The sequence below is a fragment of the Nocardioides gansuensis genome (genome assembly GCF_003076135.1).
GTDB lineage: Bacteria > Actinomycetota > Actinomycetes > Propionibacteriales > Nocardioidaceae > Nocardioides > Nocardioides gansuensis.
In genome coordinates this window covers 349,419-375,115 of record NZ_QDGZ01000004.1, presented here as the reverse complement: position 1 = coordinate 375,115, position 25,697 = coordinate 349,419, and the positions used below count along the sequence as shown (strand labels likewise).

25 protein-coding genes and 1 pseudogene are annotated in these 25,697 nt (G+C 71.4%); 11 read left to right on the top strand and 15 right to left on the bottom strand.

The window, feature by feature from the left end; all coding sequences use genetic code 11:
- Positions 1–43: 43 nt before the first annotated feature.
- The 7 genes from DDE18_RS11325 to DDE18_RS11295 are packed head-to-tail and all read right to left on the bottom strand — an operon-like array spanning position 44 to position 6,526.
- A complete protein-coding gene (locus DDE18_RS11325) occupies positions 44–319 on the bottom strand; it encodes a hypothetical protein (RefSeq protein WP_116572357.1) in 276 nt (91 codons plus the stop codon).
- Positions 316–684 (bottom strand): hypothetical protein, encoded by a 369-nt coding sequence (locus DDE18_RS11320; protein WP_116572356.1) that lies wholly within the window; start codon positions 682–684, stop codon positions 316–318. The genes DDE18_RS11325 and DDE18_RS11320 overlap by 4 nt, the downstream gene beginning before the upstream one ends.
- Entirely contained in the window at positions 671–2,527 is a 1,857-nt protein-coding gene (locus tag DDE18_RS11315) for a hypothetical protein (RefSeq protein ID WP_116572355.1), read from the bottom strand. The genes DDE18_RS11320 and DDE18_RS11315 overlap by 14 nt, the downstream gene beginning before the upstream one ends.
- Positions 2,528–2,533: 6 nt before the next feature.
- Positions 2,534–3,853, bottom strand: a complete 1,320-nt coding sequence (locus tag DDE18_RS11310; RefSeq protein ID WP_116572354.1) for a glycosyltransferase family 2 protein — start codon at positions 3,851–3,853, stop codon at positions 2,534–2,536.
- 30 nt (positions 3,854–3,883) lie between these two features.
- Positions 3,884–4,663 (bottom strand): polysaccharide deacetylase family protein, encoded by a 780-nt coding sequence (locus DDE18_RS11305; RefSeq protein WP_116572353.1) that lies wholly within the window; start codon positions 4,661–4,663, stop codon positions 3,884–3,886.
- Entirely contained in the window at positions 4,660–5,592 is a 933-nt protein-coding gene (locus DDE18_RS11300; protein ID WP_116572352.1) for a glycosyltransferase family 2 protein, read from the bottom strand. Before DDE18_RS11300 ends, DDE18_RS11305 begins: the two co-directional genes overlap by 4 nt.
- Positions 5,582–6,526 carry a glycosyltransferase family 2 protein gene (locus DDE18_RS11295; protein WP_116572485.1) on the bottom strand — a complete coding sequence of 315 codons (945 nt, stop codon included), beginning with the start codon at positions 6,524–6,526 and terminating at the stop codon, positions 5,582–5,584. The genes DDE18_RS11300 and DDE18_RS11295 overlap by 11 nt, the downstream gene beginning before the upstream one ends.
- A gap of 294 nt (positions 6,527–6,820) precedes the next feature.
- Between DDE18_RS11295 and DDE18_RS11290 the strand changes: the two genes are divergently transcribed.
- Positions 6,821–8,140, top strand: a complete 1,320-nt coding sequence (locus DDE18_RS11290) for a lipopolysaccharide biosynthesis protein (RefSeq protein WP_116572351.1) — start codon at positions 6,821–6,823, stop codon at positions 8,138–8,140.
- On the opposite strand, the gene DDE18_RS11285 is transcribed toward DDE18_RS11290, so the two are convergent.
- Entirely contained in the window at positions 8,031–9,014 is a 984-nt protein-coding gene (locus DDE18_RS11285; RefSeq protein WP_133241212.1) for a GNAT family N-acetyltransferase, read from the bottom strand. The two genes, DDE18_RS11290 and DDE18_RS11285, sit on opposite strands and share 110 nt — an antisense overlap.
- 48 nt (positions 9,015–9,062) lie before the next feature.
- Entirely contained in the window at positions 9,063–12,065 is a 3,003-nt protein-coding gene (uvrA, locus tag DDE18_RS11280) for an excinuclease ABC subunit UvrA (protein ID WP_116572349.1), read from the bottom strand.
- A gap of 156 nt (positions 12,066–12,221) precedes the next feature.
- Here uvrA and DDE18_RS11275 point away from each other — a divergent pair, with 156 nt between their 5' ends.
- The 5 genes from DDE18_RS11275 to DDE18_RS11255 all read left to right on the top strand — a co-directional run bounded on the left by DDE18_RS11275 (position 12,222) and on the right by DDE18_RS11255 (position 17,625).
- Positions 12,222–12,905: a maleylpyruvate isomerase family mycothiol-dependent enzyme gene (locus DDE18_RS11275; RefSeq protein ID WP_165821126.1), complete on the top strand. Its 684-nt coding sequence runs from the start codon at positions 12,222–12,224 to the stop codon at positions 12,903–12,905.
- Positions 12,899–13,573 (top strand): MBL fold metallo-hydrolase, encoded by a 675-nt coding sequence (locus DDE18_RS11270; RefSeq protein ID WP_116572347.1) that lies wholly within the window; start codon positions 12,899–12,901, stop codon positions 13,571–13,573. Before DDE18_RS11275 ends, DDE18_RS11270 begins: the two co-directional genes overlap by 7 nt.
- A gap of 56 nt (positions 13,574–13,629) precedes the next feature.
- The gene (locus tag DDE18_RS11265) at positions 13,630–14,196 is read left to right on the top strand and encodes a TerD family protein (protein WP_165821125.1); all 567 of its coding nucleotides are present in this window, start codon (positions 13,630–13,632) and stop codon (positions 14,194–14,196) included.
- A 62-nt stretch (positions 14,197–14,258) separates the two neighbouring features.
- Positions 14,259–15,071, top strand: a complete 813-nt coding sequence (locus DDE18_RS11260) for an ABC transporter ATP-binding protein (protein ID WP_245916610.1) — start codon at positions 14,259–14,261, stop codon at positions 15,069–15,071.
- 1 nt (position 15,072) lies between these two features.
- Positions 15,073–17,625 (top strand): ABC transporter permease, encoded by a 2,553-nt coding sequence (locus DDE18_RS11255; protein WP_116572344.1) that lies wholly within the window; start codon positions 15,073–15,075, stop codon positions 17,623–17,625.
- 11 nt (positions 17,626–17,636) lie between these two features.
- On the opposite strand, the gene DDE18_RS11250 is transcribed toward DDE18_RS11255, so the two are convergent.
- From DDE18_RS11250 to trxA, 3 genes and pseudogenes are all read right to left on the bottom strand, one after another.
- Entirely contained in the window at positions 17,637–18,266 is a 630-nt protein-coding gene (locus DDE18_RS11250; RefSeq protein WP_165821124.1) for a sulfotransferase family 2 domain-containing protein, read from the bottom strand.
- Positions 18,263–18,556, bottom strand: coding sequence for a rhodanese-like domain-containing protein (locus DDE18_RS23640; protein ID WP_281258370.1), 294 nt, complete (start codon positions 18,554–18,556; stop codon positions 18,263–18,265). Before DDE18_RS23640 ends, DDE18_RS11250 begins: the two co-directional genes overlap by 4 nt.
- 15 nt (positions 18,557–18,571) lie before the next feature.
- A pseudogene (gene trxA / locus DDE18_RS11245) lies at positions 18,572–18,928 on the bottom strand (thioredoxin); the annotation flags it as partial.
- 88 nt (positions 18,929–19,016) lie between these two features.
- Between trxA and DDE18_RS11240 the strand changes: the two are divergent.
- From DDE18_RS11240 to DDE18_RS11230, 3 genes are read left to right on the top strand one after another with little or no spacing between them, the layout of a single operon-like run.
- Complete coding sequence (locus DDE18_RS11240) at positions 19,017–19,799, top strand: ferredoxin reductase domain-containing protein (RefSeq protein WP_116572343.1); 783 nt, start codon at positions 19,017–19,019, stop codon at positions 19,797–19,799.
- 9 nt (positions 19,800–19,808) lie between these two features.
- The gene (locus DDE18_RS11235; protein WP_116572342.1) at positions 19,809–20,441 is read left to right on the top strand and encodes a sulfotransferase family 2 domain-containing protein; all 633 of its coding nucleotides are present in this window, start codon (positions 19,809–19,811) and stop codon (positions 20,439–20,441) included.
- A 14-nt stretch (positions 20,442–20,455) separates the two neighbouring features.
- The gene (locus DDE18_RS11230; RefSeq protein WP_116572341.1) at positions 20,456–21,085 is read left to right on the top strand and encodes a sulfotransferase family 2 domain-containing protein; all 630 of its coding nucleotides are present in this window, start codon (positions 20,456–20,458) and stop codon (positions 21,083–21,085) included.
- Between the two features lie 8 nt (positions 21,086–21,093).
- Here the strand turns inward: DDE18_RS11230 and DDE18_RS11225 are convergent, their stop codons facing one another.
- Entirely contained in the window at positions 21,094–22,032 is a 939-nt protein-coding gene (locus DDE18_RS11225) for a zinc metalloprotease (protein WP_116572340.1), read from the bottom strand.
- Between the two features lie 59 nt (positions 22,033–22,091).
- Complete coding sequence (locus DDE18_RS11220; RefSeq protein ID WP_245916609.1) at positions 22,092–22,679, bottom strand: flavin reductase family protein; 588 nt, start codon at positions 22,677–22,679, stop codon at positions 22,092–22,094.
- Between the two features lie 38 nt (positions 22,680–22,717).
- Between DDE18_RS11220 and DDE18_RS11215 the strand changes: the two genes are divergently transcribed.
- Together DDE18_RS11215 and DDE18_RS11210 are read left to right on the top strand one after the other, a co-directional pair.
- Positions 22,718–23,335: a DedA family protein gene (locus DDE18_RS11215; RefSeq protein ID WP_133241211.1), complete on the top strand. Its 618-nt coding sequence runs from the start codon at positions 22,718–22,720 to the stop codon at positions 23,333–23,335.
- 48 nt (positions 23,336–23,383) lie between these two features.
- Complete coding sequence (locus DDE18_RS11210) at positions 23,384–24,562, top strand: glycosyltransferase 87 family protein (RefSeq protein ID WP_116572338.1); 1,179 nt, start codon at positions 23,384–23,386, stop codon at positions 24,560–24,562.
- On the opposite strand, the gene DDE18_RS11205 is transcribed toward DDE18_RS11210, so the two are convergent.
- Positions 24,513–25,697 (bottom strand): winged helix DNA-binding domain-containing protein, encoded by a 1,185-nt coding sequence (locus tag DDE18_RS11205; protein WP_116572482.1) that lies wholly within the window; start codon positions 25,695–25,697, stop codon positions 24,513–24,515. The two genes, DDE18_RS11210 and DDE18_RS11205, sit on opposite strands and share 50 nt — an antisense overlap.

Below are 25,697 nucleotides of genomic sequence, written 5' to 3'. Positions count from 1 at the left end.
CTGGTCGTCGTGACCGGGGCGACCCTGGGCCGGATTGCGGCGATCATGCCAGCACCACGATCCGCTCGACGAAGACCACGACGAGGGCGGCCACCAGCACCGATGTGGATGCCCAGTGAAGCCGACGTGACTCCGCGTCCCGCTGGGGCCTGCGCCCGGAGTCCGTGCCCGTCGGCAGCTTCTCGCGCCAGTCGGCGCGGACCTGGTGGAGGGTCAGGACGACGATGACCAGGAGCCCCAGGGCCAGGCCGGCGGCCCCGGCCGGCTCCGGCGCCAGGCGCCCGGGCCAGACTGCGACGGTCCACACCACGGCGTTCACCGGACCCTCCTGACGAGCAGCGCGACGGCGCTTCGGTTCCTCCAGCTGCGCCAGACCACCGCGCCCACGACCAGCACCCAGGTCGCGCTGACGCCGACCTGGACGCGCCACCAGCCGGTCTCGCTCATAGCCGTGGCGATGCCGACTGCCAGTGCCATACCGAAGGAGAGCGCGAGGAGGGCGTGCAGCAGCCAGTGCTCGCGGCCGAAGAACGGGAGCACTGCGTAGCCGGGTGCGAGGAGCAGGTAGCCGACCACGAGGGCCGCCCGGGGCCCTGACGACATGTCGTCGGCGAAGCACATCAACGCGCTGGCGATGAGCAGGGCAGCGGCGGGGGCCGGGTGCAGGCGCTCAGCTCGGAGCATCGTCGGCCTCCTCAAGGAGGTACACCCGGGACGAACCGTCACGGTGCACGAGGCGGAAGTCATCGGAGAACTCGAGATCGGCCAGCAGTTCGGTCTCCCATCCCTTGGGCAGGCCACTGATCTGGTTGCCGTAGGCGTACTGGCTCTGGCTCAGCACCAGGAAGCTCCGGCCCTCGTGCTCGGCCATCAGGAGCCGCACGCTCATGAGGTTGCCGGTCTGGAACCTGTCCAGTGCGGGGGCGTAGTCGACCTCGCCGATTCGGCGCTCACGGAGGTAGCCCGCGGGTGCGATGCTCACCACCATGTCGCCGGGGCGGGCGTGGGCGTGCACCCACGCCGCAGCCCGCCTCTCGCTGGCGGACACGGACTCGTAGGACTCGCCACCGTACTTCGCGAGCATCGAGAGCGGGATGAGCCCCACCAGCACCACTGCCGTGGCCACCATGGCCAGGCCGCGGGTGACCGGCCGGCGGCCGGCAAGCAGCAGAAAGGCAGCGGCACCGGCCAGAAGCGGCAGCATGAACAGGAAGACGCGGATCAGCCCCTCACCGCCATAGCTCTGCAGCAGCAGGGCTCCCACCGGCGCCCCGGCCAGGACGACGACGCGCACATCCAGCCGTCGCCGTCGCCACGCGAGGAGGAAGCCGAGACCCGCCAGCCCGGCGGCGAGCGCGCTGATCGCCATGCGGGAGTAGATGACCCGCTCGTGCGCAGCGTTGCCCGCGAGGCGCTCGGAGACGTTGTCCTCGACGGTGCTGGACACCTGGCCGGCGTCGTCGAGCAGGCCGTGGATGTGTCCCGCCCAGTAGTCCGAGGTGCCGAAGCTGAACCAGACGAGGAAGACCACGCCGAACAGCACCCACAGGGACCTCGCACGGGTCAGGCCGAGTACACCGAGGAGACCGGCAGCCGAGATCACCATGAACGGGGTCAGCTGGTGGCTGACGACGAGGGCCGCGTAGGAGACGACGGCGACCGCCACCGCCGCTCGGCCGCTCGGCCCCGGTCGCTCCCTAGGGTCCATGGCCACGACGAGGACCGCGACGCAGACCAGGTAGACGAAGACGCCCAGGGCCTGCGGTGAGTAGTAGGACTGGCCACTCCACTCCACCATCTGGAAGATCCAGAGCGCGAGCCAGCACACCGCCACGTCGTGGAAGAGTCGGCGCAGCACCACCCACATAGCGGCGAGCCACAGCGCCTTGACGATGAACGGGAACCACACGGCCAGGGGCATGGTGTCGGACAGGCCCGCGGCCTCGCTGAGGTAGCCGAAGAGGGCGAAGAAGCCCGGCCACGAGAACCGCGCGTCAAGCAACGGGAAGGTCTCGCCGCTCCGCATGATGGCCTCGGCGAACCCCGCGTGCAGGTAGGTGACCTGGAACCGGGGCTGTCCCTCGATCAGGAGCGGGGCCGCGTCGACGAGCACGATGAGCCCGCCGAGGTAGAGGACGCCCAGTGAAGGCATGGCGTGCGCCCGCGTCAGGTAGGCGACGAAGGAGAGGCTGAGCACGCCCAGCGCGATGAAGTAGCTGGCGTCGAGCGCCTGGATCAGGCCGTAGTCACCGATGTCCTGGGCGGAGCTCACCCGCAGGCTCAGCAGGCCGAGGGTCAGCCCGGCGCCGAACCCGACGCCGAGCCCCACGCCGCTCGACGCCGCCGAAACGACCCCTGCCAGCAACCGTGAGAACCACCCCAGCCGTGTGCGGTCCGACACGTTGCCACCGGCAGCGTCGGGGGCGCCTGGCCGCGGGTTGCGGGCGCGCTGGATGCGGGTCCATCGCGGACGCCGTCCGCGGTGGACCTTCGTGTCAGCCTCCCGCTGCAGGACGTCGGCGGTCACGTCACGTCACGACATCGAGGAGTGGTTGCGCGACCGTGCGAAGCCGAGCGGGGCCGAGACGATCCCGGCGATTTCTGCCATCCGGAGGGAGGCGGGATAGGCCTCTCCTCGGATCCGCGCGTTCTTCGGCGAGGACCTGCCCAGCAGGTACCGCACGCCCTCCGGCACGCGATGGGCCAGCTCCCTTCTGGTCTCCCGACCGGCGGTCTGCTTCCAGAGGACCGCACCGAGACCAAGCCCATACCCGAAGACCGCACTCCGCAGGTCCACGTCGGTCGCCCGGTGGTGGTGCAGGACCATCGCCTGGGGCTCGTAGGCGAGCATGTGGCCCCCGAGGACGGTGCGCATGAGCAGGTCGATGTCCTCGCCGCCGCGCGTCGCCGTGCCCGGTCCGAGCCGCTCGTCGAAGCCACCGAGCGCGACGAAGACCTCGCGACGCATCGCGAAGTTGGCGCCCGACCCGTAAATGCCGGGAAGGTAGGGGTAGAGCGGGTGAGGGGCGGCGTGCTCAGCAAGGTCGAAGAGCCGGGGGGTGGCGCCCTTGTCGAAGCCACCGAACTGCTGGATGCGCACCTGGGCCGGGAAGTCGAGCGACGCGGGCATGATCAGCCCGGTCACGCACCGCACCCGGCTGTCTCGCCCGAACCCGCGGAGCAGCCCCCCGAGCCACCCCGGGTCCACGGCCACGTCGTCGTCGAGGAAGGCCACCACGGGCGTCTCGGCCACGGCGGCGCCCACGTTGCGCGCGTGCGCCGCACCACGACGACCGGCGGCCACGACGAGCACGGGCTCGTCGGCGAACTCCCGCTCCAGCCGCGGCCCCACGAAGCGCCCTGCCGGGTCGTTGTCAACGACCACGATCGCGGCCGGCCTCGTCGGGAGGGCCAGGAGGCTCCTCACCAGGTCACCGAGCACCGGTGACGTGCCCACCGTCGGGATCACGACCGTGACGTCGTCGCCGGCGAGACCCGCCGTCGAGAAGCGCTGGCAGGCCGGTCCCCGACCGTTCGTGTCGTTCCCCAGGCCCTGCCACGGATCGAGCATCGTCACCTCCGCGAGTCCGTCCTCGCGCAGGTGAGTGTTGACCTCGTTCGCGATGCTGGGCCACAGCAGCGCGGCCAGTAGTGCCGCAGGTGTAGCCACGCCGGGCGTCACCTTGACCTGAGCGACCGCGACCGGCGCTCCGTGAAGCCTGGCCGTCACGAGCGCCGTACGATAACGAGCCCCGGCTGTGGTCCGGTCCGGCAGTGCCGGCAGCGGTCGGTCGAGGTCGATCTGCATGACCAGCACCGGCCACGGCCCGGCGGGTGGTTCCGTGTTTCCCATCGTGTCTCCCCTGATGTGGGCACCTACGCGTTATGCGGTGCCGATGAACGCCGCTCTCGCGCGACGCACCTGCCTCCAGCCCGTCGTCCTCAGCCGCTCCCTGTGGGGGGCGGTCCGTGGCGTGGGCTGGTCCAGCGTCATTTCCAGCCAGTTCGCCGTCATCCCACGCTCGACCGTGATCCGCGCGATCCCGTATCGGTCGTCGTGAGCGTGCGTATGGGCGTTCTTCACGCCGACGGCGTGTCCGAAGCCGGCCTCGCGCACGAGGTGCTGGACGTGCCTGTCGTGGTAGCCGTAGGGATAGGCGAAGCTGGTCGTCGCTGCCCCGAGCGCGTCCTCGACCAAGTGCTTGCTGTCGCCGATGTCCCGCGACGCCGTCGATCGGGACACCGCGTCCAGGGCGACGTGACGGTGGCCGTGGACGCCGACCTCCCAGCCATTGACCATGATCTCGGGAAGTTGTCGCGGGGCCAGCATGCGTCCCGGCGCACCGCTGTCGTCCCCGGGCCGACCACGCAGCCACCCGCTCGTGACGTAGACGGTGCCGACCATGCCGTCCATCGCGGGCATCGCTCGGGTCAGCACGTCCTCGAACCCGTCGTCGAAGGTGACCGCCACGCAACGGTCCGGCAGCGCTGCACCGGCGTCGGTCAGCCTGACCAGGTCGGTCAGGGTGATGGTGCTCCAGCCGCCGTGCCGGAGCACCGCCATGTGCTCGGCGAACTGCTGGGGCGTGACCGACCACCGGGCCACGTCGGGGTGCGGCTCGTCGTCCACGGAGTGGTAGAGCAGGATCGGCAGGGGCCTCATCCCACGAACCTCCCTCGGGCGTAGCCCGCAGAGGTGATACCGAGCCCGGCCAGGATCGCCGCAGAGCGGCCGAGACCGCTCAACTCCCCAGCGACCGCCGCCCGCAGGCCGCGGCCGAACCCCCGGGGCAGGGTGCGCCGGGTGTACTCCCACTCGGTGCTCAGGGCGTCCTGCTGGCCGACGAGAGCGGAGACACGGGCCTTGGAGCGGCCCTCCGCGTAGCAGCGCCGCGCGAAGTACGACCACGAGCACCGGTTCGACGGCACCCGGTGCCGAACCACGGCCTCCGGCTCGAGCACGATGGCCACCCCCGGCCAGAGCCGGTGCACCTGGATGCAGAGCTCCGTCTCCTCGCACCCGGCTGTGTCGTTCCCGGTCCGCCCGACCGCCGGGGAGAACCGCAAGCCGGCCTTGAACACATCCCGACGGATGGCCATGTTGCAGCCCATGACGTTGCGCACCGCCGTTCGGCGGACAGGGAGCCCGACATAGCTGCAGCCGACCACCCAGTCGAACTCCGGCGGGAACCAGCCCGGACGGAGGCGCGGCCAGGCCGGGGCGGCCGCACCACCCACGACGGCCACCTTGCCGTCGGCGAAGGGTTCCATCAGCGCGCGCAGCCAGCCCGGTCCAGGGACGGCGTCGTCGTCGAGGAAGACGAGCACTTCCCCTGACGCGTGTTCGACCGCGGTGTTGCGGGCCCCGGAGAGTCCTCGCTCGTGGATGTTCTCGATGACGGTCGCGCGCGGAAGCTCCTCCCGCGCACGCTCGAGGAGGGCGTCGTTGTGGTCGACGCACACGACGATCTCCGCCCTGCCACCGGCCTGGCGGTCCACTTCGGCCACTGCCTCCACCAGGTCGGGCCAGCGCTCCATCGTGTAGCAGCAGATGACGACGCTCGTGGGTGCCTGCCGAGCGTCAGTGAACATGTTCCGCTCCGGAGGCCGGCTCGAAGGGCTCCTCCGGCGGAATCGCCACAAGGGGCACGAACTCCGCCCCCCTCGGCTTGGGGATGACCGCCCACGGCTGGCTGGGCCCGCCGAGGGACGTTTCGACGGGGGCGGTCGGCAGGATGCCCTCCAACATGCCGGTCGGACACCCGCTGGGCCGCGCCCGTCGCGACGCTCTCCCGGGGCTCTCCCGCCACAGCGTCCGCACGATGCGCAAGCCGTCCCGTACGGCGTGCAGGTTGCTGGAGCCGTGCAGGCGCCGGCACTCGTAGCTCGGTACCTCCCAGACGACCAGTCCGCCCTTGACCGAGCGCACGTTGATGACGGTTTCCACCTCGAAGCCGGTGCCGTAGTCGGCCGCGTCGTCCCCGCCGAACCACGGCCAGGGGCTGCTCAGGAAGTCGATGCAGTCGACCCAGAAGGCGTTGTAGCCGTAGCAGAGGTCGGTGAAGTGGGCGCCGTAGGCGTGGTTCGCCACCGCGCAGAGCGCCTTGTTGCCGAGGGATCGGATTGCGGTGATGTCGGCGCTGCCGCCGCCCTGTAGGAACCGGGACCCCTTGGCGAAGTCGGCGCCAGCGACCAGCACTGCCACGAACCGGGGGATCTCCGCGGCATCTGCGGAGCCGTCGGCGTCGAGGGTCACGATGATGTCGCCCGTGGCGTGCAGGAAGCCGAGGGCCAACGCGTCACCCTTGCCCTTGCCCGTCTGCCTGATGATCCGGACGTCGGGGCGCAGGGTGCGCGCCACCTCGACGGTGCCGTCGGTCGATCGGCCGTCGACGACGATGATCTCGTGCAGGTCATGGGGCAGGCGGCTGAACACGAGCGGCAGGTTGCTCGCCTCGTTGCGTGTCGGAACCACGACGCTGACCCGCGGTGCTACGCGATCGCGCCGGGCGCGGCGTGCTGCCATGACGTCCCGAACGCCGAGCACACGAGGACTGTCGCCGTTCGTGTCTCTGGTCGATTCCACAATGCCTCCCCTCGTCTCATCCCCACGCCTGCCTTGGTCTTCTCGTCGCGATGCCTCATGCGTCGCGCACCGGGGGACCAGGAGGTGTCTGGGCGTTTCGATGCTCACACGCAGCGTGTTGGCCGGAAGTTCACCTAAAGTGCAGATGCCCCATATTGGGGAGACCGGCTCTCCTGGGCCTCCGGCTTCCCTGAAGCGGTGGCGAGAACCCGGTCCCGCGTGCAGGATTCGGACATGACCGGGGAGCAGACGATGTTCCGCAACGCGTATGCGTTGATGGCTGCGACCGTGCTCACGTCGGCTCTCGGAGTGGGGTTCTGGGCGGTTGCCGCGCGGCTGTACGACACCGAGACGGTCGGCCGTGCCTCGGCGGCGATCGCCGCGATGCTGTTGATGTGCAACGCCTCCCAGCTCAACCTCTCGGTCGGGCTGATGCGTTTCCTCCCCGTGTCGCGAGGCAGCGAGCGGCGGGTGATCCTCATCAGCTACGCGGTGGCCGGAGTGGCAGGCCTCCTGACAGGGGCGGCCTTCCTCCTCATCGCGCCGCAGGTGTCCGGCGAGGTCTCGTTCCTACAGGACGGTGGCATCTCGGCGTTGTTCCTGGTCGGCGTCGTGACGTGGGTGGTGTTCTCGCTGCAGGACGCAGCCCTGACCGGGATCCGCGCGACCATGTGGGTGCCGATCGAGAACGTGGTGTTCGGCCTGCTCAAGCTCGCGCTGCTCGTGGTCCTGGCCTCGACGCTTGCGGACTACGGCATCCTCACGGCGTGGGTCGTCTCGATGTTGATCATGCTGGTCCCGGTCAACTGGCTGATCTTTGCGAAGCTGCTGCTCCGAGGTGGCCCCCCTGTCCGCGACCCCAAGATGCCCGCGGTCCGGGAGATGGCCAGGTTCGTGGGCGGCGACTACGTCGGGACGCTGCTCTCACACGCATCCACCACGGCACTGCCGCTGCTCGTCATCGCCGCAGTAGGACCGGCAGAGAGCGCGGTGTTCTTCGTGGCCTGGACGGTCGGCACCGCCCTGGACTTCATCGCCACCGGCACCGCGTCCTCGTTCCTGGTCGAGGGGGCAAGCCGCCAGGACCTGGCGCACAGCTACCGCCGCGCGGCCGCGAGACGCGGGCTCCTCCTCCTCCTGCCCGCCGTCGCCGCCACCTGCCTGCTCGCAGACCTCCTGCTGTCGATCTTCGGCGCGGAGTACCGCGAGGCCCGGTGGGCGCTGGTGGTGTTCAGCCTGGCGGCCGTGCCCCGGATGCTCCTGCTGCTCCGACTGGCCTACCTACGGGTCGAGCGAAGGATCGCGACAGTCGTCGCGCTCCAGGCGCTGGCGTGCGTCTCGATGCTCGGAATGTCGGCGCTGTGGCTCCAGATGGGCGGCGGCTCGCTCGCCGTGGCGACGAGCTGGCTGCTGACCGAGACCCTGGTGCTGGGAGTGGCCGAGGTCACGATCCGGCTGGGCCCGACGCCCAGCCCCGTAGCGGGACCAGGACCTGCCCCGCACTCTCCCGGAGCAGAGAACGCCACGCCGGCTCGATCGCGTACTCGTGACTGACTTTGAGCTCGGCGCCGAAACCGCTCTTGAAGCGGGCCAGGCCTGACCCGGGGGCTGTGAGACCCATGGCGTAGCGGTCCCCTCCGGATCCCCTGGCGTGCTCGATCGCCGACACTTGGAGGAGGTCGTTGGCACGGACGGGACCGGCCCGCTCGACATCCATCGCACCACGCCAGTAGGCATGCTCGCCGCCGTGCGAGAGCACGACCAGGGCGGCGACCACCGCACCCGCGTGGTGCGCCAGCCAGACGCCGCAGTCGTCGCCCATGTGGGAGAGCACCGCGCGGTACTTGCCCAGCGGCTCCGCGCGCATCGCCCGCACCTGCACGACTCGGTCGGGCAGCCTGGTCTCTCCCGCCCAGCGCAGGACGGACAGGCGGTACAACCGGTGGAACTCCTCGACCGCCTCCATGTCACTACGCCTCTCGACAATCACCCCCGACTTCTCGGCCTTGCGGACCGCGCGGCGGACCGACGACGCGAACGCGGCCGACACTGCCTCCCGGCCCCGCCTCAGGTCGATCTCGTAGGAGTGGTTCTCGCGCACCAGGCTCCACGACACACCTGAACCCGCGAAGGCCGCATCCTGCTCCGGCGGCGGCCGCAGGCGGGCCAGTCGAACGCCCCGGCGACCCAGCTCGTCCACGACCGCCCTGACGTCTGCGCCGGTCGGACCCCCTCCGGGCGCGACGATGCCACCGAAACCCCAACCCAGCGGCAGCGAAGCGGTCGCCCGCATTGGTCCTCGCCGTCGCAGAGCCGGCAGGACCAGCTCGCGCCCGGCACCGTCGGTCACCACGGTCGCGTCGACGAAGAGACCGGTGGCGGCCGCGGCGGCGCGCCAGGCCGGTGTCTGGAAGGGCGTCGTGGGCACCACCGCAGTGTGGAGGCTGCGCTGGCGACCGTCCACCGGAACGGCGAATTACGCCCGGGCCTTCCTGGCTGCACGGCTCCGAGCGGTCGCGGTGGGCTTCACCGTCCCCGCCGCCGACCTGGTCACCTTCTTCGCTGCCCCACGCGGCTCCGCCGCCGCGGGCGTGGCTCGCCTCGAGGGCTGGCGGGCGGCCCGGCCCACGAGGATCGGAGCCAGGAACCGACCCGTGTGGCTGTCCGGGTTGGCGGCGACCTCCTCGGGCGTGCCCTCGGCGACCACCACGCCGCCGCGCGACCCACCCTCGGGACCCATGTCGACCAGCCAGTCGGCGGTCTTGATGACGTCGAGGTTGTGCTCGATCACCAGGACCGTGTTGCCCTTGTCGACCAGGCTGGAGAGCACGCCGAGCAGCTTGCGGATGTCCTCGAAGTGCAGGCCGGTGGTCGGCTCGTCGAGCACGTAGACCGTGCGGCCCGTGGACCGCTTCTGCAGCTCGCTGGCCAGCTTCACGCGCTGGGCCTCGCCGCCCGACAGCGTCGTCGCCGGCTGGCCCAGACGGACGTAGCCCAGGCCGACCTCGCACAGCGTCTGCATGTGGCGGGCGATCGGCGGCACCGCCGCGAAGAAGTCGGCCGCCTCCTCGATCGGCATGTCGAGGACCTCGGCGATCGTCTTGCCCTTGTAGTGCACCTCGAGCGTCTCGCGGTTGTAGCGGGCGCCGTGGCAGACCTCGCACGGGACGTAGACGTCCGGCAGGAAGTTCATCTCGATCTTGATCGTGCCGTCGCCGGAGCAGGCCTCGCAGCGGCCGCCCTTGACGTTGAACGAGAAGCGACCCTGGAGGTAGCCGCGCATCTTCGCCTCGGGCGTCGAGGCGAAGAGCTTGCGGATGTGGTCGAAGACCCCGGTGTAGGTCGCGGGGTTGCTGCGCGGGGTGCGGCCGATCGGCGACTGGTCGACGTGGATCACCTTGTCGACGTGCTCCACCCCGGTGATCTTGGTGTGCCGCCCCGGCACCGTCCGGGCGTTGTAGATCTGCTTGGCCAGCGACGTGTAGAGGATGTCGTTGACCAGGGTCGACTTGCCCGAGCCGGAGACGCCCGTGACGGCGCAGAAGACGCCCAGCGGGAAGGCGACGTCGACGTTGCGCAGGTTGTGCTCGCGCGCGCCGATCACCTTCAGCTCGCGACCGGCGGTGCGCGGGCGGCGTACGGCCGGGATCGGGATCTCGCGGCGACCCGAGAGGTATTGCCCCGTCATCGAGTCGGGATGCGTCAGCAGGTCCTCGACGCTGCCCGAGTGGACCACCTGGCCGCCGTGCTCGCCGGCACCGGGGCCGATGTCCACCACCCAGTCGGCCGTGCGGATGGTGTCCTCGTCGTGCTCGACCACGATCAGCGTGTTGCCGAGGTCCTTGAGGCGCAGCAGCGTCTCGATGAGCCGGTGGTTGTCGCGCTGGTGCAGGCCGATCGACGGCTCGTCGAGGACGTAGAGGACGCCGACCAGGCCGGCGCCGATCTGGGTGGCCAGCCGGATGCGCTGGGCCTCGCCGCCCGAGAGCGACCCCGAGGGCCGGTCGAGGGAGAGGTAGTCGAGGCCCACGTCGAGCAGGAAGTTGAGCCGCTCCTGGATCTCCTTGAGCACCCGCTCCCCGATCTGGCGCTCGCGCACCGACAGGTCGAGGTTGCGGAGGTAGTCGGCGGCCTCGTTGATCGGCAGCGCGCAGACCTCGGCGATGTTCTTGCCGCCGTTCTCCTTGGGACCCAGGGTCACCGAGACGGAGACCGGCTTGAGGCGGCTGCCCTGGCAGGCCGGGCACGGCACTTCGCGCATGAAGCCCTCGAAGCGCTCCCGGCTGGTGTCGGACTCCGCCTCGCGGTGACGGCGCTCGATGTAGGGGCGGACGCCCTCGAACGCGGCGTAGTAGGCCCGCTGGCGGCCGTAGCGGTTCTTCGTGACCACGTGGACCTTGGTCTTGTGGCCCTCGAGGATCGAGGTGCGCGCCTTCGGGGACAGCTCGTCCCAGGGGGTGTTGAGGTCGAAGCCGAGCTCCTCGCCGAGCGCGTGCATCAGGCGGAGGAAGTAGTCGGCCACGTGGGCCGAGCTCCACGGCGAGATCGCGCCCTCGCCGAGGGTCGCCTTCGGGTCGGGCACCACGAGCTCGGGGTCGACCTCCATCCGGGTGCCGAGGCCGTGACACTGCGGGCAGGCGCCGAACGGGGAGTTGAACGAGAACGAGCGCGGCTCCAGCTCGTCGGTGTCGAGGGTGTGCTCGTTGGGGCAGGCCATCTTCTCGGAGAACCGGAGCTCGCGGCCGGGGTCCTTCGCATCGAGGTCGACGAAGTCGAAGAGCACGAGGCCGCCGGCGAGGTTGAGCGCCGTCTCGACCGAGTCGGTGAGCCGCCGCTTGGACGACTCCTTCACCGCAAGGCGGTCGACGACGACCTCGATGGTGTGCTTCTTCTGCTTGTCCAGCCGGGGCGGGTCGTCGAGCGTGTGCGTCTCGCCGTTGACACGCGCCCGGGAGAAGCCCTGCGCCTGCAGCTGGCGGAACAGCTCGACGTACTCGCCCTTGCGGCCGCGGATGACCGGCGCCAGCACCTGGAAGCGGGCGCCCTCCTCGAGCGCGAGGATGCGGTCGACGATCTGCTGGGGGGTCTGGCGCTCGATGGGCGCGCCGCAGACCGGGCAGTGGGGGCGGCCGGCGCGGGCGTAGAGGAGGCGGAGGTAGTCGTAGACCTCGGTGATCGTGCCGACGGTGGAGCGCGGGTTCTTCGACGTGGACTTCTGGTCGATCGACACGGCCGGTGACAGGCCCTCGATGAAGTCGACGTCGGGCTTGTCCATCTGGCCGAGGAACTGCCGCGCGTAGGCCGACAGCGACTCGACGTAGCGCCGCTGGCCCTCCGCGAAGATCGTGTCGAACGCCAGGCTCGACTTGCCGGAGCCCGAGAGGCCGGTGAACACGATCAGGGAGTCGCGCGGGAGATCGAGCGAGATGTCCTTGAGGTTGTGCTCCCGGGCGCCCCGGATGATGAGCTGGTCGGCCACGATGGTCCTTGCTGGGTCTGCGGGCAGTGGTTCGAACAAGTGTTCGTCACGGTGGCTCCCGGCGCAACTCGCCGCGCCCGACGATGAGGAGGGGCGGAGCCGCAGTCGATCCTACGGGGCTGCACCGACACCGGACTTGTGTGTTGAATGGACCACATGCTCGACCTGCTCGCCGACGCCGATCGGCTCCTCGTCAGGACGGTGGACTCGCTGAGCGACGACGAGCTCGCCAGCCCCAGCCTGTTGCCCGGGTGGACGCGGGCCCACGTGGTCGCCCACCTCGCCCTCAATGGGGAGGGCCTGGCCCGTGCGCTCACCGGCGTGGTCACCGATGAGCCGGCGCCGATGTACGACTCGCAGGAGGCCCGCGACGCCGACATCGAGCAGCTCTCCCAGGCCTCCCCCACGGAGCTGCGCGAGCGGCTGATGGGGGCCGTGACCCTCTACACCGAGTCGGCGACCGCGCTGCCGGAGTCCAGGCAGGCCACGCGGATCGAGCGCACGCCCGGGGGCCCGACCTTCCCCGCCGGCGACACGGTGGTCATGCGGCTGCGCGAGGTCGAGGTGCACCACGCCGACCTCGGTGCGGGCTACTCCCCCGCCGACTGGTCCCACGGGTTCTGCGCCGTGCTGCTGGAGTCCATGCGACAGCGCCGCTGGCCCACGTCCTTCCAGGTGCACGCCACCGACATGCAGGGCACCTGGGAGTACGGCGAGGGGCCGGGCGGTCCGCTCGTGACCGGCGCCGCCGGTGACCTCGGCTGGTGGCTGACCGGCCGCGGAGACGGCTCCCGGCTCAAGGTCGAGGGCGGCGAGCTGCCGGAGGCCCCGGCATGGTGAGCGACTACACCGGCGACGTGACGCCCGGCGGCGAGCCCGACGTCCGCAGGCTCCGCGACCTCACGATCACGAAGGTCGCCGTCGACCCGCAGATGTCCAACAACTGCTACCTCCTCCACTGCGGCACGACCGACGAGGTCATCCTGATCGACGCCGCCGACGACGCACCACGGCTGCTGTCGCTCATCGGGGACCGCAGCCTGACGACCGTCGTCACCACGCACCAGCACTGGGACCACCACCGCGCCCTCGCCGAGGTGGTGGCAGCGACCGGCGCAGCGGTCGTGGCCGGAGCCCCCGACGCGGATGCGATCACGGATCAGACGGGCATCCCGGTGACCCGTCGCGTCGGGGAGGGCGACCGGGTCGCCGCCGGCACCTGCGACCTCACGGTGATCCCGGTCGCCGGCCACACCCCCGGCTCGATCTGCCTCTACTTCGACGACGGCGAGTCGAAGCACCTCTTCACCGGTGACTCGCTCTTCCCCGGAGGCGTCGGCTCGACCTTCGGCAACGCCGACGCCTTCGCCCAGCTGATCGACGAGGTGGAGACGAAGATCTTCGGCCGGCTCGACGACGACGTGTGGTTCTACCCCGGCCACGGTGGCGACTCGACGCTCGGCGCCGAGCGGCCGCACCTGGCCGAGTGGCGGGCGCGCGGCTGGTAGCCCCCGTCGCCATACGCAGTAGGTTCGGAGGCACCACTCTGACTGGGGGTCCCATCGTGATCGAGCTGACCAAGGGCCAGGAGATCGTGCTGGCCACCGAGGACGACGAGCCGCTGACCAGGCTGCGGATCGGCCTCGGCTGGGACAAGGAGCGGACCGCCGGCTTCATCGGCAGCGGTGCCCCCGACGTCGACCTCGACGTGACGGCGGTGCAGTTCGCCGGGCGACAGGTCTTCGACCTCGCGATGTACAACAACCTCGCGACCCGCGACGGGTCGACGGTGCACCTCGGTGACAACCTCACCGGCCGGGGCGAGGGTGACGACGAGGTCGTCACCGTGGACCTCGGTCGCGTCTACGGGCGGGTCGACACGATCGTCTTCATGGTGACCAGCTATCAAGGCCACACCCTGGAGTGGATCCGCAACGCCTACTGCCGGCTGGCCGACGACCAGGACCACGAGCTCGCGCGCTTCACGCTGACCGGCGGCCTGCCCACGACCGGCGTGGTGATGGCCAAGATCTTCCGCGACGGCGAGACGTGGCGGATGCGGGCCCTCGGCGAGGGGATCGCGGTCAAGATCCCGACCGACGCGCTCGACGCCCTGCAGCCCTTCCTCTGAGGACGCGGCGACCGAACCCGTCCCGGATGCCGTGGTTGCCGGGAGGGGTCACCATGGGGGGCATGACGACTGCGATGACCGGAGAGCTCGGCAGCGAGACGCGGCCGGTCGCGGCGAGCGCCGTGGACCTGACCAAGGTCTACGGCTCGGGCGAGTCGGAGGTGCGCGCCCTCGACGGGGTGACCCTCGACCTGTACGCCGGGGAGTTCACCGCCGTGATGGGGCCGTCGGGCTCGGGCAAGTCCACCCTCATGCACTGCCTGGCGGCCCTGGACACCCCGACCTCCGGCGAGGCGGTCGTCGCCGGCACGTCGCTGCACCGGCTCAGGGACCGGGCGCTGACCGACCTGCGGCGCGAGCGGATCGGCTTCGTCTTCCAGGCGTTCAACCTGGTCCCGACCCTGACCGCGCAGGAGAACATCCTGCTGTCCCTGTCCCTCTCCGGGCGCAAGCCCGAGCCCGGCTGGTTCGACCAGGTCGTCGACACCATCGGCCTGCGCAGCCGGCTCTCCCACCGGCCCAGCGAGCTCTCTGGTGGCCAGCAGCAGCGGGTGGCGTGCGCGCGGGCGCTGGTCAGCAGGCCGTCGATCGTGTTCGCCGACGAGCCCACCGGCAACCTCGACAGCACGTCGGGGGCCGAGGTGCTGTCCTTCCTGCGGCGCAGCGTCGACGACTTCGGCCAGACCGTCGTGATGGTGACCCACGACCCGGTGGCGGCGTCGTACTGCGACCGGGTGGTCTTCCTGGCCGACGGCCGCGTCGTGGACGAGCTTCGCCAGCCTGACCGGGAGACCATCCTGGCGAGGATGGCGCACCTCCAGGACGTCGCGCTCGCCCGGGCGGCCCGGCTCGAGGACCGGGTCGGGGACCACTGAGATGTGGCGACTGACCTGGCGCAACCTCGCCGCGCGCAAGGTGCGCCTGGTCATGAGCACGCTGGCGATCGTGCTCGGCGTGGCGTTCCTGGCCGGGGTGCTGACGTTCAGCCACGGGCTGTCCGCCACCTTCGACAGCATCGTGAAGGGCTCGACTCCGGACGGCGTGGTCCGGCCGGCCAGCTCCTCGGCGTTCGACGACGGGATGGCCGGCGTCAACGTGGCGACGCTCTCGCCCGCCGACGTCCGGGCACTCGACGCGCTGCCGGAGACCGCGGAGGTGGCCGGCAACGTGGACGGCTTCGGGATGAGCCTGCTCGACACCGACGGCAAGCTCGTCGGCGGCCAGGGAGCCCCGACGATCGTCACCAGCCACCACGAGATCGAGAACGTGCTCGGCGAGCCCACCATGACCCTGTCCACCGGCGAGTGGCCGGACCAGCCGGGAGAGGTCACCCTGGACGCCCGCTCGGCCCGGATCGCCGGCTACGAGCTGGGCGAGGAGGTCGACATGATCGCTCCCACCGGCGTGCTGCGCCGGCAGGCGACCCTGGTCGGCACCGCGGACTTCTACGGCGGAGGTACGGCGGGCGCGACGCTGCTGATCATGAGCGTCGAGGGCGCGCAGCAGACATTCCTCGGCGGGCGTGACGCCTTCACCGGGGCGTCACTCACCGCGGCCCCGGGCGTGACCCAGCAACAGCTCGCGGACGCCGCCCAGGCGGTGCTCCCGGCGGACTTCAAGGCGCTCACCGGCGACAAGGTGATCGAGGAGTCGGAGGACGCCATCGGCGAGTTCCTCGACATCATCTCGACGTTCCTGCTGGTCTTCGCCGTCATCGCGGTCGTGGTCGGGGCCTTCATCATCGTCAACACCTTCTCGATCCTCGTCGCCCAGCGGATGCGCGACCTGGCGCTCCTGCGCGCCCTGGGAGCCAGCCGCCGCCAGGTGAGCCGGTCGGTGCTGCTGGAGGCCCTGGTGATGTCGCTGGTCGCCTGCGTGGTCGGCGTCCTGGTCGGCTGGGGACTGGCGCTCGGCCTGGCCGCACTGTTCCGCTTCGTCGGGCTGGACATCGCCTCCTCCGCCCTGGTGCTGACGCCGGGGACCGTCCTGGTCAGCTTCGCCGTGGGCGTGGCGGTGACGATGGTGGCCGCCTATGTGCCCGCCCGGAGGGCCGGACGGGTCTCCCCCGTGGCAGCGATGCGAGACGACGTGCAGGTCCGCGGCACGTCCCTGCATCGGCGAACGGTCATCGGGGCCGCCTTCCTGGTGCTCGGTGCAGCCGCAGCGGCGTACGGCGTCGCGGGAGCCCCCGGCAACGACGCGGCGTGGATCGGCGCCGGCGCCCTGGTCTGGGTGCTCACCGTGGCCGCGATCTCGTCGGTGATCGGCAGGCCGGTGCTGCTGGGCTGCCGGGCCCTGTTCCGCCGGCTCTTCGGCACGCCGGGGCTGCTCGCCAGCGAGAACGCCTTGCGCGACCCCCGGCGCACCGGCGCCACGGCCTCGGCGCTGATGATCGGGCTGGCCCTCGTCTCCACGATCGGCGTGCTGGCGGGCTCCTTCAGCAAGTCGGTCACCGACGTCGTGGACGAGGAGTTCACCAGCGACTTCCTGGTGGTCGGGTCGACCTACCAGCCGTTCTCCACCAGGATCGGCGACGAGATGGCGGCCGTGGACGGCGTCGGCGTGGTCTCGCGCCAGCAGAACGTGGGCGTCGGTGACGCGTCCATCACCAGCGAGTCGTCACTCGTCAACGCCGTCGACGACGCGTTCCACCAGATCTACGAGCTCGACATGGTGGCGGGACGGCAGCACCTCGACGGCCACGAGGTGATCATCGACGCGGACGTGGCGGCGGACCGCGGGCTCGGGGTGGGCGACCCGATGACGCTCGACTTCCGCGCCGGCGCGCCGCAGGAGGTCACCGTGGTGGGCATCTTCGAGCCGACCCTGCTGACCAACCCCGTCACCACCCACCTCTCGGTCGTCGAGGCTGCCGGGATCCAGCGCCAGGACTCCAGCCTGAGCATCAACGTCGCCAGCGGCGCCGACGTCGCAGCCGTGCACGCGACGCTCGACGAGGTGGTCGCGGACCTGCCGCTCGTGTCGGTGCAGGACAAGGCGGAGCTCGCCGACAGCATCCGCGGCCAGGTCAACCAGCTGCTCTACATGGTCTACGGGCTGCTGGCGCTCGCCATCGTCATCGCGGTGATCGGCATCATCAACACCCTGGGGCTCTCCGTGATCGAACGGACCCGCGAGCTCGGCCTGCTGCGTGCGGTCGGCCTGACCCGGCCCCAGCTCCGGCGGATGGTCACCCTGGAGTCGGTGACGATCGCGGTGCTCGGCGCGGTGCTCGGACTCGTGCTCGGGCTGGTCTTCGGCGCGCTGCTGCGCTATGCGCTGCGCGACGACCTCACCTCTCTCGCGCTGCCCGTGGGCCAGCTGACCGGCTTCCTGGTGCTCGCCGTGGTGGTCGGCGTGCTGGCCGCCATCCTGCCGGCCGTCCGGGCGTCGCGGCTTGACGTGCTGAAGGCGATCGCGACGGAGTGAGGCCCGCGCGGTCAGCGGAACTCGTAGCCGTAGGCCTCGATGTCCTCGGCGTAGACCTCGGCGATCCGGGCCCGCGACGCGGCCGTGTAGGCCTCCTGCCACGGACCCTTGCTCCATGAGTTGCGCCGCGGCGGGGCGACGACGGGCAGGCCGAGGTGCTCCTGGACGACCGCCAGGTCGCGGGCGAGGTGCTCGGTGCGGCCGGTGAAGTCGGCCTCCTTGCCGCCGGCATGCAGGAACGAGCGCTGCGTCATCGCCAGTCGCGGGATCTCCTCGGTGCCGCGCAGCACGAACTCCTCGAAGTCGGCGTACTCCGCGACCGCGCGCCACAGCCTGTTGCCGGCGCGGGTGCCGTCGGTCTCCGTCTGCGGCTTGCCGGAGGCGGGGCCGAGCCGCCGGTTCCAGCGGTCGATCATCGACCACCACGACCACATCCGCGCCCAGGGGTTGCGGACGAACCCGAACGTCCAGTACGGCGCGAGGCCGGGGTCGAGCTGGAGCGCACGACGCAGCCGGGGGTGTCTCTCCTTGCCGACCGTCCGTGCGTCGGGGAGGGTCTCGCGGAGCACCTGCTCGACGGAGGCGCCGCCGGTCTTGGGGATGTGGATGAAGAGCGCGCGGCGCTCGTCGGAGACGATCACCGCTCGAGCGGCCAGCCGCGCTGTGCCCAGCCCTGAGTGCCGTCGCTGACGTTGACCGCGTCGATGCCCTGGGCCTGCAGGTAGTCGACGACCTGGCGGCTGCGGCCACCTACCGCGCAGATGACGTGCACCTGCTGCCCCTGCGGCAGGTCGGCCAGGCGGGCGGGCACCTCGTTCATCGGGACGTGCACGGCGCCGGGCACGTGGCCGGCGGCGAACTCGTCGGCCTCGCGCACGTCGAGGACGAAGGCGCCGCTCGCGTGCGCGGCGGCGAAGTCGTCGAGCCCGATCTCGTCCGGGTGGTCCTGGGCGTGCGCGATCTGGCGGCGTACGTCGTCCATGTCCAGGCCCTTGACGCCCTCGATGACCTGCTCGAGCGCCTGCGGCGGCAGGGCGCCGGGCTGGCTGAAGACGAGGATCCCGTCGCGGAAGGCCATCAGGGTCGGGATCGAGGTGATCTGGGCCATCGCCGCGAGCTCGCGCTCGGCCTCGGTGTCGACCTTGGCGAAGACCACGTCCTCGTGCCGCTCCGATGCGGCCTCGAAGACCGGGGCGAACTGGCGGCAGGGGCCGCACCAGGACGCCCAGAAGTCGACGAGGACGACACCCTCCCCGGTGACCGTGGACTCGAAGGTATCGAGGGTCAGCTCACGCGTGCTCATGCGGCCAGCCTGCCACGGCCGCCTGCAGGACCGCCCGCAGGCCGGACCCCGGACAGTGGGTTACCGGCCGGTTCGCCACACTGTGCGCATGTCAGCTGAGGATTCCCACCTGCTTCTCGTCGCCGACGTGGTGCCGGAGACCGACGACGCCGTGTCCGTCGTCTTCGAGGTCCCCGACGACGTGTCGGAGGCGTTCTCGTGGCGGCCGGGACAGTTCCTCACGCTCGGCATCCCCTCGGACCGGACCGGCCTGGCCGCGCGCTGCTACTCGATCTGCACCCGCCCCGGCGAGTCGCTCACGGTGACCGTGAAGCGCACCGCGGACGGTTTCGCCTCCAACTGGGTCAACGACCAGCTCAAGCCGGGCGACACCCTGCGGGTGCTCCCACCGGGCGGCATCTTCACGCCGAAGAGCCTCGACGACGATCTCCTGCTCCTCGCGGGCGGCTCGGGCATCACGCCGATCGTGTCGATCCTGCGTACGGCGCTCGCGGAGGGGTCGGGGCGGATCGTGCTCTTCTACGCCAACCGCGACGAGCGGTCGGTGATCTTCGGCCGGCTGCTCACCGAGCTGGCGGCGGAGCACCCGGACCGGCTGCAGGTCTTCCACTGGCTCGAGTCGGTGCAGGGCCTGCCGAGCGAGGACCAGCTGCGCGCCTTCGCCTCGGCGTACGGCGAGTGGACGGCGTTCTGCTGCGGTCCGGCGCCGTTCATGAAGTCGGTCTCCAACGCGCTGCGGGCGCTGGACTTCCCCCGCGCACGGCGGCACCAGGAGAAGTTCGCCTCGCTGGGGGGCAACCCGTTCGGCGACGTCGAGGAGATCCGGGCCGTGAAGGCCTCGCTGGCGGAGCTCGACGACCCGGACGACTAGAGTCCCCACGTGCTCGTCTCCCATGCCCATCGCATGCTGTTCGTGCACGTGCAGAAGACGGGCGGCAGCTCGGTCGACCGGCTGCTGAGCGAGCACGTCGCGGACGTCCAGCGGGTCCAGGGCCTGCCCGGCGCCCGGCACGCCAAGCTGCGCGTCGCACTGAGGCAGCATCCCGAGCTGCGCGACTACTTCGTCTTCGGGTTCGTGCGCAACCCGTGGGCCAGGCTGCTGTCCTGGCACTCGATGATCGTCCGGCGCAGCGAGGCGGCCGAGGCGAACGACTTCGTCGCCCAGCGGCTCGCCGCCAACAACTTCTGGCTCCGCGTCGCCTCCGACTTCCCCGACTTCGAGGACTTCGTGCTGCGCGGGACGCGCGAGATCCCGCGCCTGGCCGTGCCACAGCTGGACTGGCTACGCGCGCCGGCGCGGGACGCCGACTTCATCGGCCGCACCGAGCACCTCGACCGCGACCTGGCGGCGGCGCTGGGACGTGCCGGCCTCGACCTCGGCCCCGCCGTCCGCCTGGACCAGCGCAACGCCGGTCCCAGCCGTGACTACCGGAGCGCCTACACGCCCCAGATGCGCGACCGGGTGGCCGAGGTCTGCGCCGACGACATCGCGGCGTTCGGCTACGAGTTCTGAAGTAGCCTGCCCGCGTGCTGATCTCGGACGCCCACCGCTTCGTCTTCGTCCACGTGCCGAAGACGGGCGGCGACTCCATCGACAAGCTGCTGCGGCAGCAGGTCCCGGACGCCCGCAAGCTCGACGGCACGCGCCACGCCGGGCTGGACAGCATCCTCGACCGCGAGCCCGCGCTCGCGGCGTACTGGTCCTTCGGCCTCGTCCGCAACCCGTGGGCGCGGATGGTGTCGTGGTGGTCGATGATCGACAAGTGGAACCACGCCTGGGGTCCCGCGTCCGGCAAGCCGCAGGTCACGCGCGGGGGCATGAAGGACGGCAACCAGATGTGGCGCAAGGTCGCGACGTACGACGGCTTCGAGGAGTTCGTCCTGCGCGGGACCGCGGAGATCCCGCGACTCGCGAAGCCGCAGGTCGCCTACCTCACGGCGGGTGAGCGGCGCGTCGACTTCGTCGGGCGCACGGAGCGACTGGCCGAGGAGGTCGCCGCCGTGCAGCGCCACCTCGGCCTGCCCGACGTGCCGGTGCCGCACCACAACAAGTCGGGCGGCGGGCACTACGTCGACTACTACTCCCCCGCGAGCCGGCGGCGCGTCGAAGAGGTCTACGCCGCCGACCTCGCGGAGTTCGGCTACACGTTCGGCTGAGGACTGCGTCAGCCGGCGCGGTACTCCAGCCAGCCGTCGCTCATCCGGGCAGCCTGGCCCGGGGTGAACATGAACATGCAGGAGTCCTGCGTGTAGTCCATGAAGTTGTGGATCGGGTCGAGCCCCGGGGCGTCACAGGTGTCCGCGCCGATCGGGCAGTTGAACTGCGGCCACTTCTCGGCCGGGGTGTCCTCGACGCCGTCGCCCTTGGCGCTGCAGCCGCCGTCGAAGGTGTGCTCGAGGACCAGCCAGTGGCCGACCTCGTGGGTGAGGGTGTCGCCCTCGGAGTACTTGCCGGCCGTGCCGCCGGGCATCGACTCGTCGAGGATCACGACGCCGTCGAGCCACGCCTTGTTGGCGTCGGCGGACTCCGGGAAGTAGGCCCAGCCCAGCAGCCCGCCGCCGATGTCGGCGGCGTAGACGTTCAGGGTGCCTGCATCGCCCTCGTGGAGGGCCTGCTTCGGGTCGCGCTCGCCCGGCCCGGGGGTGAGGTGGGCCCACTCGGCGTTGACCGTCCAGGTCGTCTTGGTCAGCTCGAAGCGGAAGGCCGTGTCGGCGGCGCCCGGCCCGGTGAGGCCGGCGAACGAGTCGTTGAGCACTTCCATCTGGTCCTCGACCATCTTCTGCTTGCGGGCGCTCTCGCGGCGGCTCAGCGGCGCCTCGGAGATCACGTGGAAGACGGTCGGGACGGTGACGGAGCCGGCCGGGAGCGTCGGGGAGTCGGCGAGCTCGGCGAACTCGTCGGCCTTCTTCGCGGAGTAGAGCGCGGGCTCCGCGCCCTTGGCGCCGGCCTTCACGCGGGCAGCCGAGCTGTCGTCGGCGCAGGCCTCGACCGCGGCGGATCCCGCCGGGACGAGGGCGGAGGCCGGCACCGCGGCGAGCGCGGTGGAGGCGATCACGAACACCCCGGCCAGGGCGGCGGTTCGGGTGAGGGGCGACCTGGTCATGGGTGGACTCCTGGATGCCTGGTGAGTGGGATCACACAATGTATGAGACAGGTGTGGCCTCAGTCACGAGTTGTGACATATCGACCTCGGTGGTAGAGCAGGGGCGCCCGCTCGTCGCCCGCGTCGAGGCCGACCACCCGGCCCACCACGATGACGTGGTCCCCCGCCTCGTGCACGGCGTCGAGCCTGCAGTCGACGTGGCCGACCGCCCCGTCGAGCACCGGCGACCCGGTGCCCACGGTCGGGCGCCACTCCAGCCCGGCGAACTTGTCCTCCCCGGGGCCGGCGAGCTGGTCGGAGATCTCCGACTGCTCGGCGGCCAGGAAGCTCACGCAGAAGATGCCGGTCTCCTCGATCGCGGCGAACGTCCGCGACTCCCGCGTCGGCAGGAACGCGACCAGCGGCGGCTCGAGGGAGACGCTCATGAACGACTGGCAGGTCATGCCCACGGGCTCCCCGTCGACCACCGTGGCCACCACCGTGACTCCCGACGCGTAGTGCCCGAGGACGTCGCGGAACCGCTCCGCCCGTCGCTCGGCCGCCCGGGCCTCCGCCGCTGGCATCCGGCCGGGGTGCACCTCGAAGTCGTAGCGCGGCGGGCACTCCTCGGGGCCGTGCGGGTCGGGGTCGTGCTGGGGCTCGCTCACGCGCCCATCCTCGCCCATCCCGCTCGTATGCTGTCGGCGTGCTCCCTCACGTGGTCGAGTCACTGCTGCACTTCGGCCCGCTCTGGGTCTACGCAGCCATCATGCTGCTCGTGCTCGCGGAGTCGGCTCTCTTCGTGGGGTTCGTCCTGCCGGGCGAGGCCTCGGTGCTGCTGGGCGGCATGCTCGCCTCCCTCGGGCGCCTGGACCTCGCCGTACTCGTGCCGCTAGTGATCGCGGCGGCCGTCACCGGCGACGCGATCGGGTTCTGGGTGGGCCGGCGGTGCGGGCCGTGGCTGCTGGAGCGACCCCTGATGCGGCGGCACGCCGACCGCGTGGAGCGCCTGCGCGACTTCATCCGCCGTCGGGGCGGCTGGGCGATCCTGACCGGCCGCTTCACCGCACTGATCCGGGCGATGACACCGCTGGTGGCGGGGATGAGCGGCCTCGGGTGGCGCACGTTCCTGGTGTACGACGTCGTCGGCGGCGTCGCGTGGGCCGGCGGCGTCGCCCTCCTCGGGTATGCGGCCGGGCAGTCCTATACGCAGGTCGCCGACCGGATCGGCCAGGCCGGCGCCGCCGTCGTCGCTCTGCTCGTCGCCGGCGGCGGCATCATGTGGTGGCGCTCCCGCGGCCGGGCCGCCGGGATCGGCGGTTGAGGAGCTGCGTTCACGGCGGGTTCACCGCGCCGCCCTAGCGTCCGCGCCATGGCCCCGTCGGTCCGGACCCAGTGCGCGGTTGCGGCCGTGTGCTGGCTGGCGGTGCTGCTCTACGTCCATGCCCGCGGCGGCGTGCTGCTGGACCTGGACGTCTATCTCGCCGGCGTACGACGCATGTGGGACGGGCACTCGCTCTACGGCCAGCCGCCGGGCGACCTCCCGTTCACCTATCCCCCGTTCGCGGCGCTCGTGCTGGCCCCGCTCGCCCTCCTGCCGACCTGGGTGGCGTACGCCGTGTGGTCGGCGGTGTCCTGCGCGGCGCTCGTGGCGATCGGCCGCGCCGCCGGCCTGAGCGGCCGCAGGTGGTGGCTCGTCCCGGCGGCGCTGGCGCTGGAGCCGGTCTGGATGACCCTCCACTTCGGCCAGGTCAACCTCGTGCTGGCCGCCCTCGTGATCGCAGACCTCGTGCACCGTGACCACCGGGGGCGCGGGATCGCCACCGGCGTGGCGGCCGGCATAAAGCTCACTCCCCTCGTCTTCCTCGCATTCCTCGTGGTGACCCGGCAGTGGCGGACGCTGCGCGCTGCGGCAGCCGCCTTCGCCGCGACGGTCTCCCTGCCGTTCCTCGTCGTGCCCGGCGAAGCGGCCCGCTTCTGGACCGACGTGCTCCCGGACGCGAGCCGGATCGGCGCGCCGTGGTACGCCGCCAACCAGGGCGTGATGGGCGTGCTCGCCAGGCTCGGGCACGACGAGACGTGGGTGCGGCCGGTGTGGCTCGTCCTGGCCACGGCCACCGCGCTGGGCGCCCTCGCGCTGTCCCGCGGGCTCTGGACCCGTGGTGATGGGGTCGCGGCCGTCGCGGCCACCGGGCTGGCGGGCCTGCTGGCCTCCCCGGTGAGCTGGAGCCACCATTGGGTCTGGGTCGTCCCCCTCGCGCCGGTCCTGTGGCGGTGGCGCGGTCCGGCCGTGGCGGCGGTGTGGACCGCTGGCTTCGTGCTGGCTCCGTTCCTGTGGCTGCCGCGCGGCCACCACCGTGAGGTTGCCTGGACGTGGGAGCACCTGCCCGGCGACCTCTACGTCTGGCTGGGACTGGCGTGGCTGGCGCTGGTTGCGAGCGCCCTGCGTGGCTTCGACGCCTTCTCCGCTCGCACCTCCACCACCGAGCAGAGCGCGCCGGTCAGGGCAGCCGCGCCGACTTCATCAGCAACGACGCGTACACGTTCGTGATCCGCACACCGTCCAGCCAGGCGGTGAGCCGGGCGGCCTCGGCGTCCAGCAGCGCCTGCCCCTCCGGGTCGACCGGACGGCGCAGCAGCGTCCGCACGGTGCCCACCTCGTCCTGCACCCAGGCCCCGACGATGCGGCCGTCGAGCCACGCCGTGGTGCCGCCGTTGCCGTTGGTGTCGTAGAGGTGCGGGGTGTCGTCAGCGTCCAGGTGGAAGCCGCGGCCGCGCCAGCCCATCGTCGTGGGGTCCAGCACCGGCAGCAGCGCGGCCCACCGGCCCGGGTCGGCGACCGGCTCGAGGTCGTCGGCCAGCAGCCAGCCCACCCCCCCGGTGTCGAGCGAGACCTGCACGGCACCCACGTCGGCGAGCGCACGGCGTACGGCGCCCTTGGTGGCCCCCAGCCACCAGACCAGGTCGGCCTCCGTGCCCGGCCCGAACGTCCACAGCCAGCGGCGCGCCAGCCCGGCGTAGCCCTCGGCCTCGGGCAGCGGCACGGCCGGCTCGCCCAGCCAGTGCTTCATCCGCGCCCAGGCCGGGCGGGAGATGCGCCAGTGCCCGGTGTTGGCCCCGCGCACGATGTCGGCGCGCGCACCCAGCCAGTTCAGGACACGCGGCGCGATCGGGATGGGGGCACCCCACTTCGAGGTGGACGACGTGCCGACCTTGACGTCGAGCATCGGCACCGCCTCGCGGATGTCCGCGGCGGACAGGCCGTCGCTGTCACCGAGGACGGCGAACACCTCCTCTCGCGCCTCCTCCAGCCAGGCCTCGCCGTCGCCGGCGAGGCCGGCGGCCACCACGTTGGCCGCGATCTTCCGCCGCTCCTGCTCGGCCACGCGCGCGCTCGCCGAGCCCCACGCGGCCGGGAGCAGGTCGCGGGAGAAGACGAAGAGCGTGCGGCGCATCGCGAGCTGCTTGACCACGGCCCGGGAGTCGTAGAGGGCCGCGTCGACGGCGGCCGCTGTGACGCCGTCGGCCCTGGCCTGGACGGACAGGTGGACGGTGGAGGGCTCGGTCGCGTGCAGCACGGTCATCGCGCGCGTGACAGCGACGGGGTCGGGGAGGCGGTGGGCGGGATGCAGGCCGTGGCGCACCGCGAGGCGGGCGCGGCGCTCGGCGTCGGGGACATGTCGCAC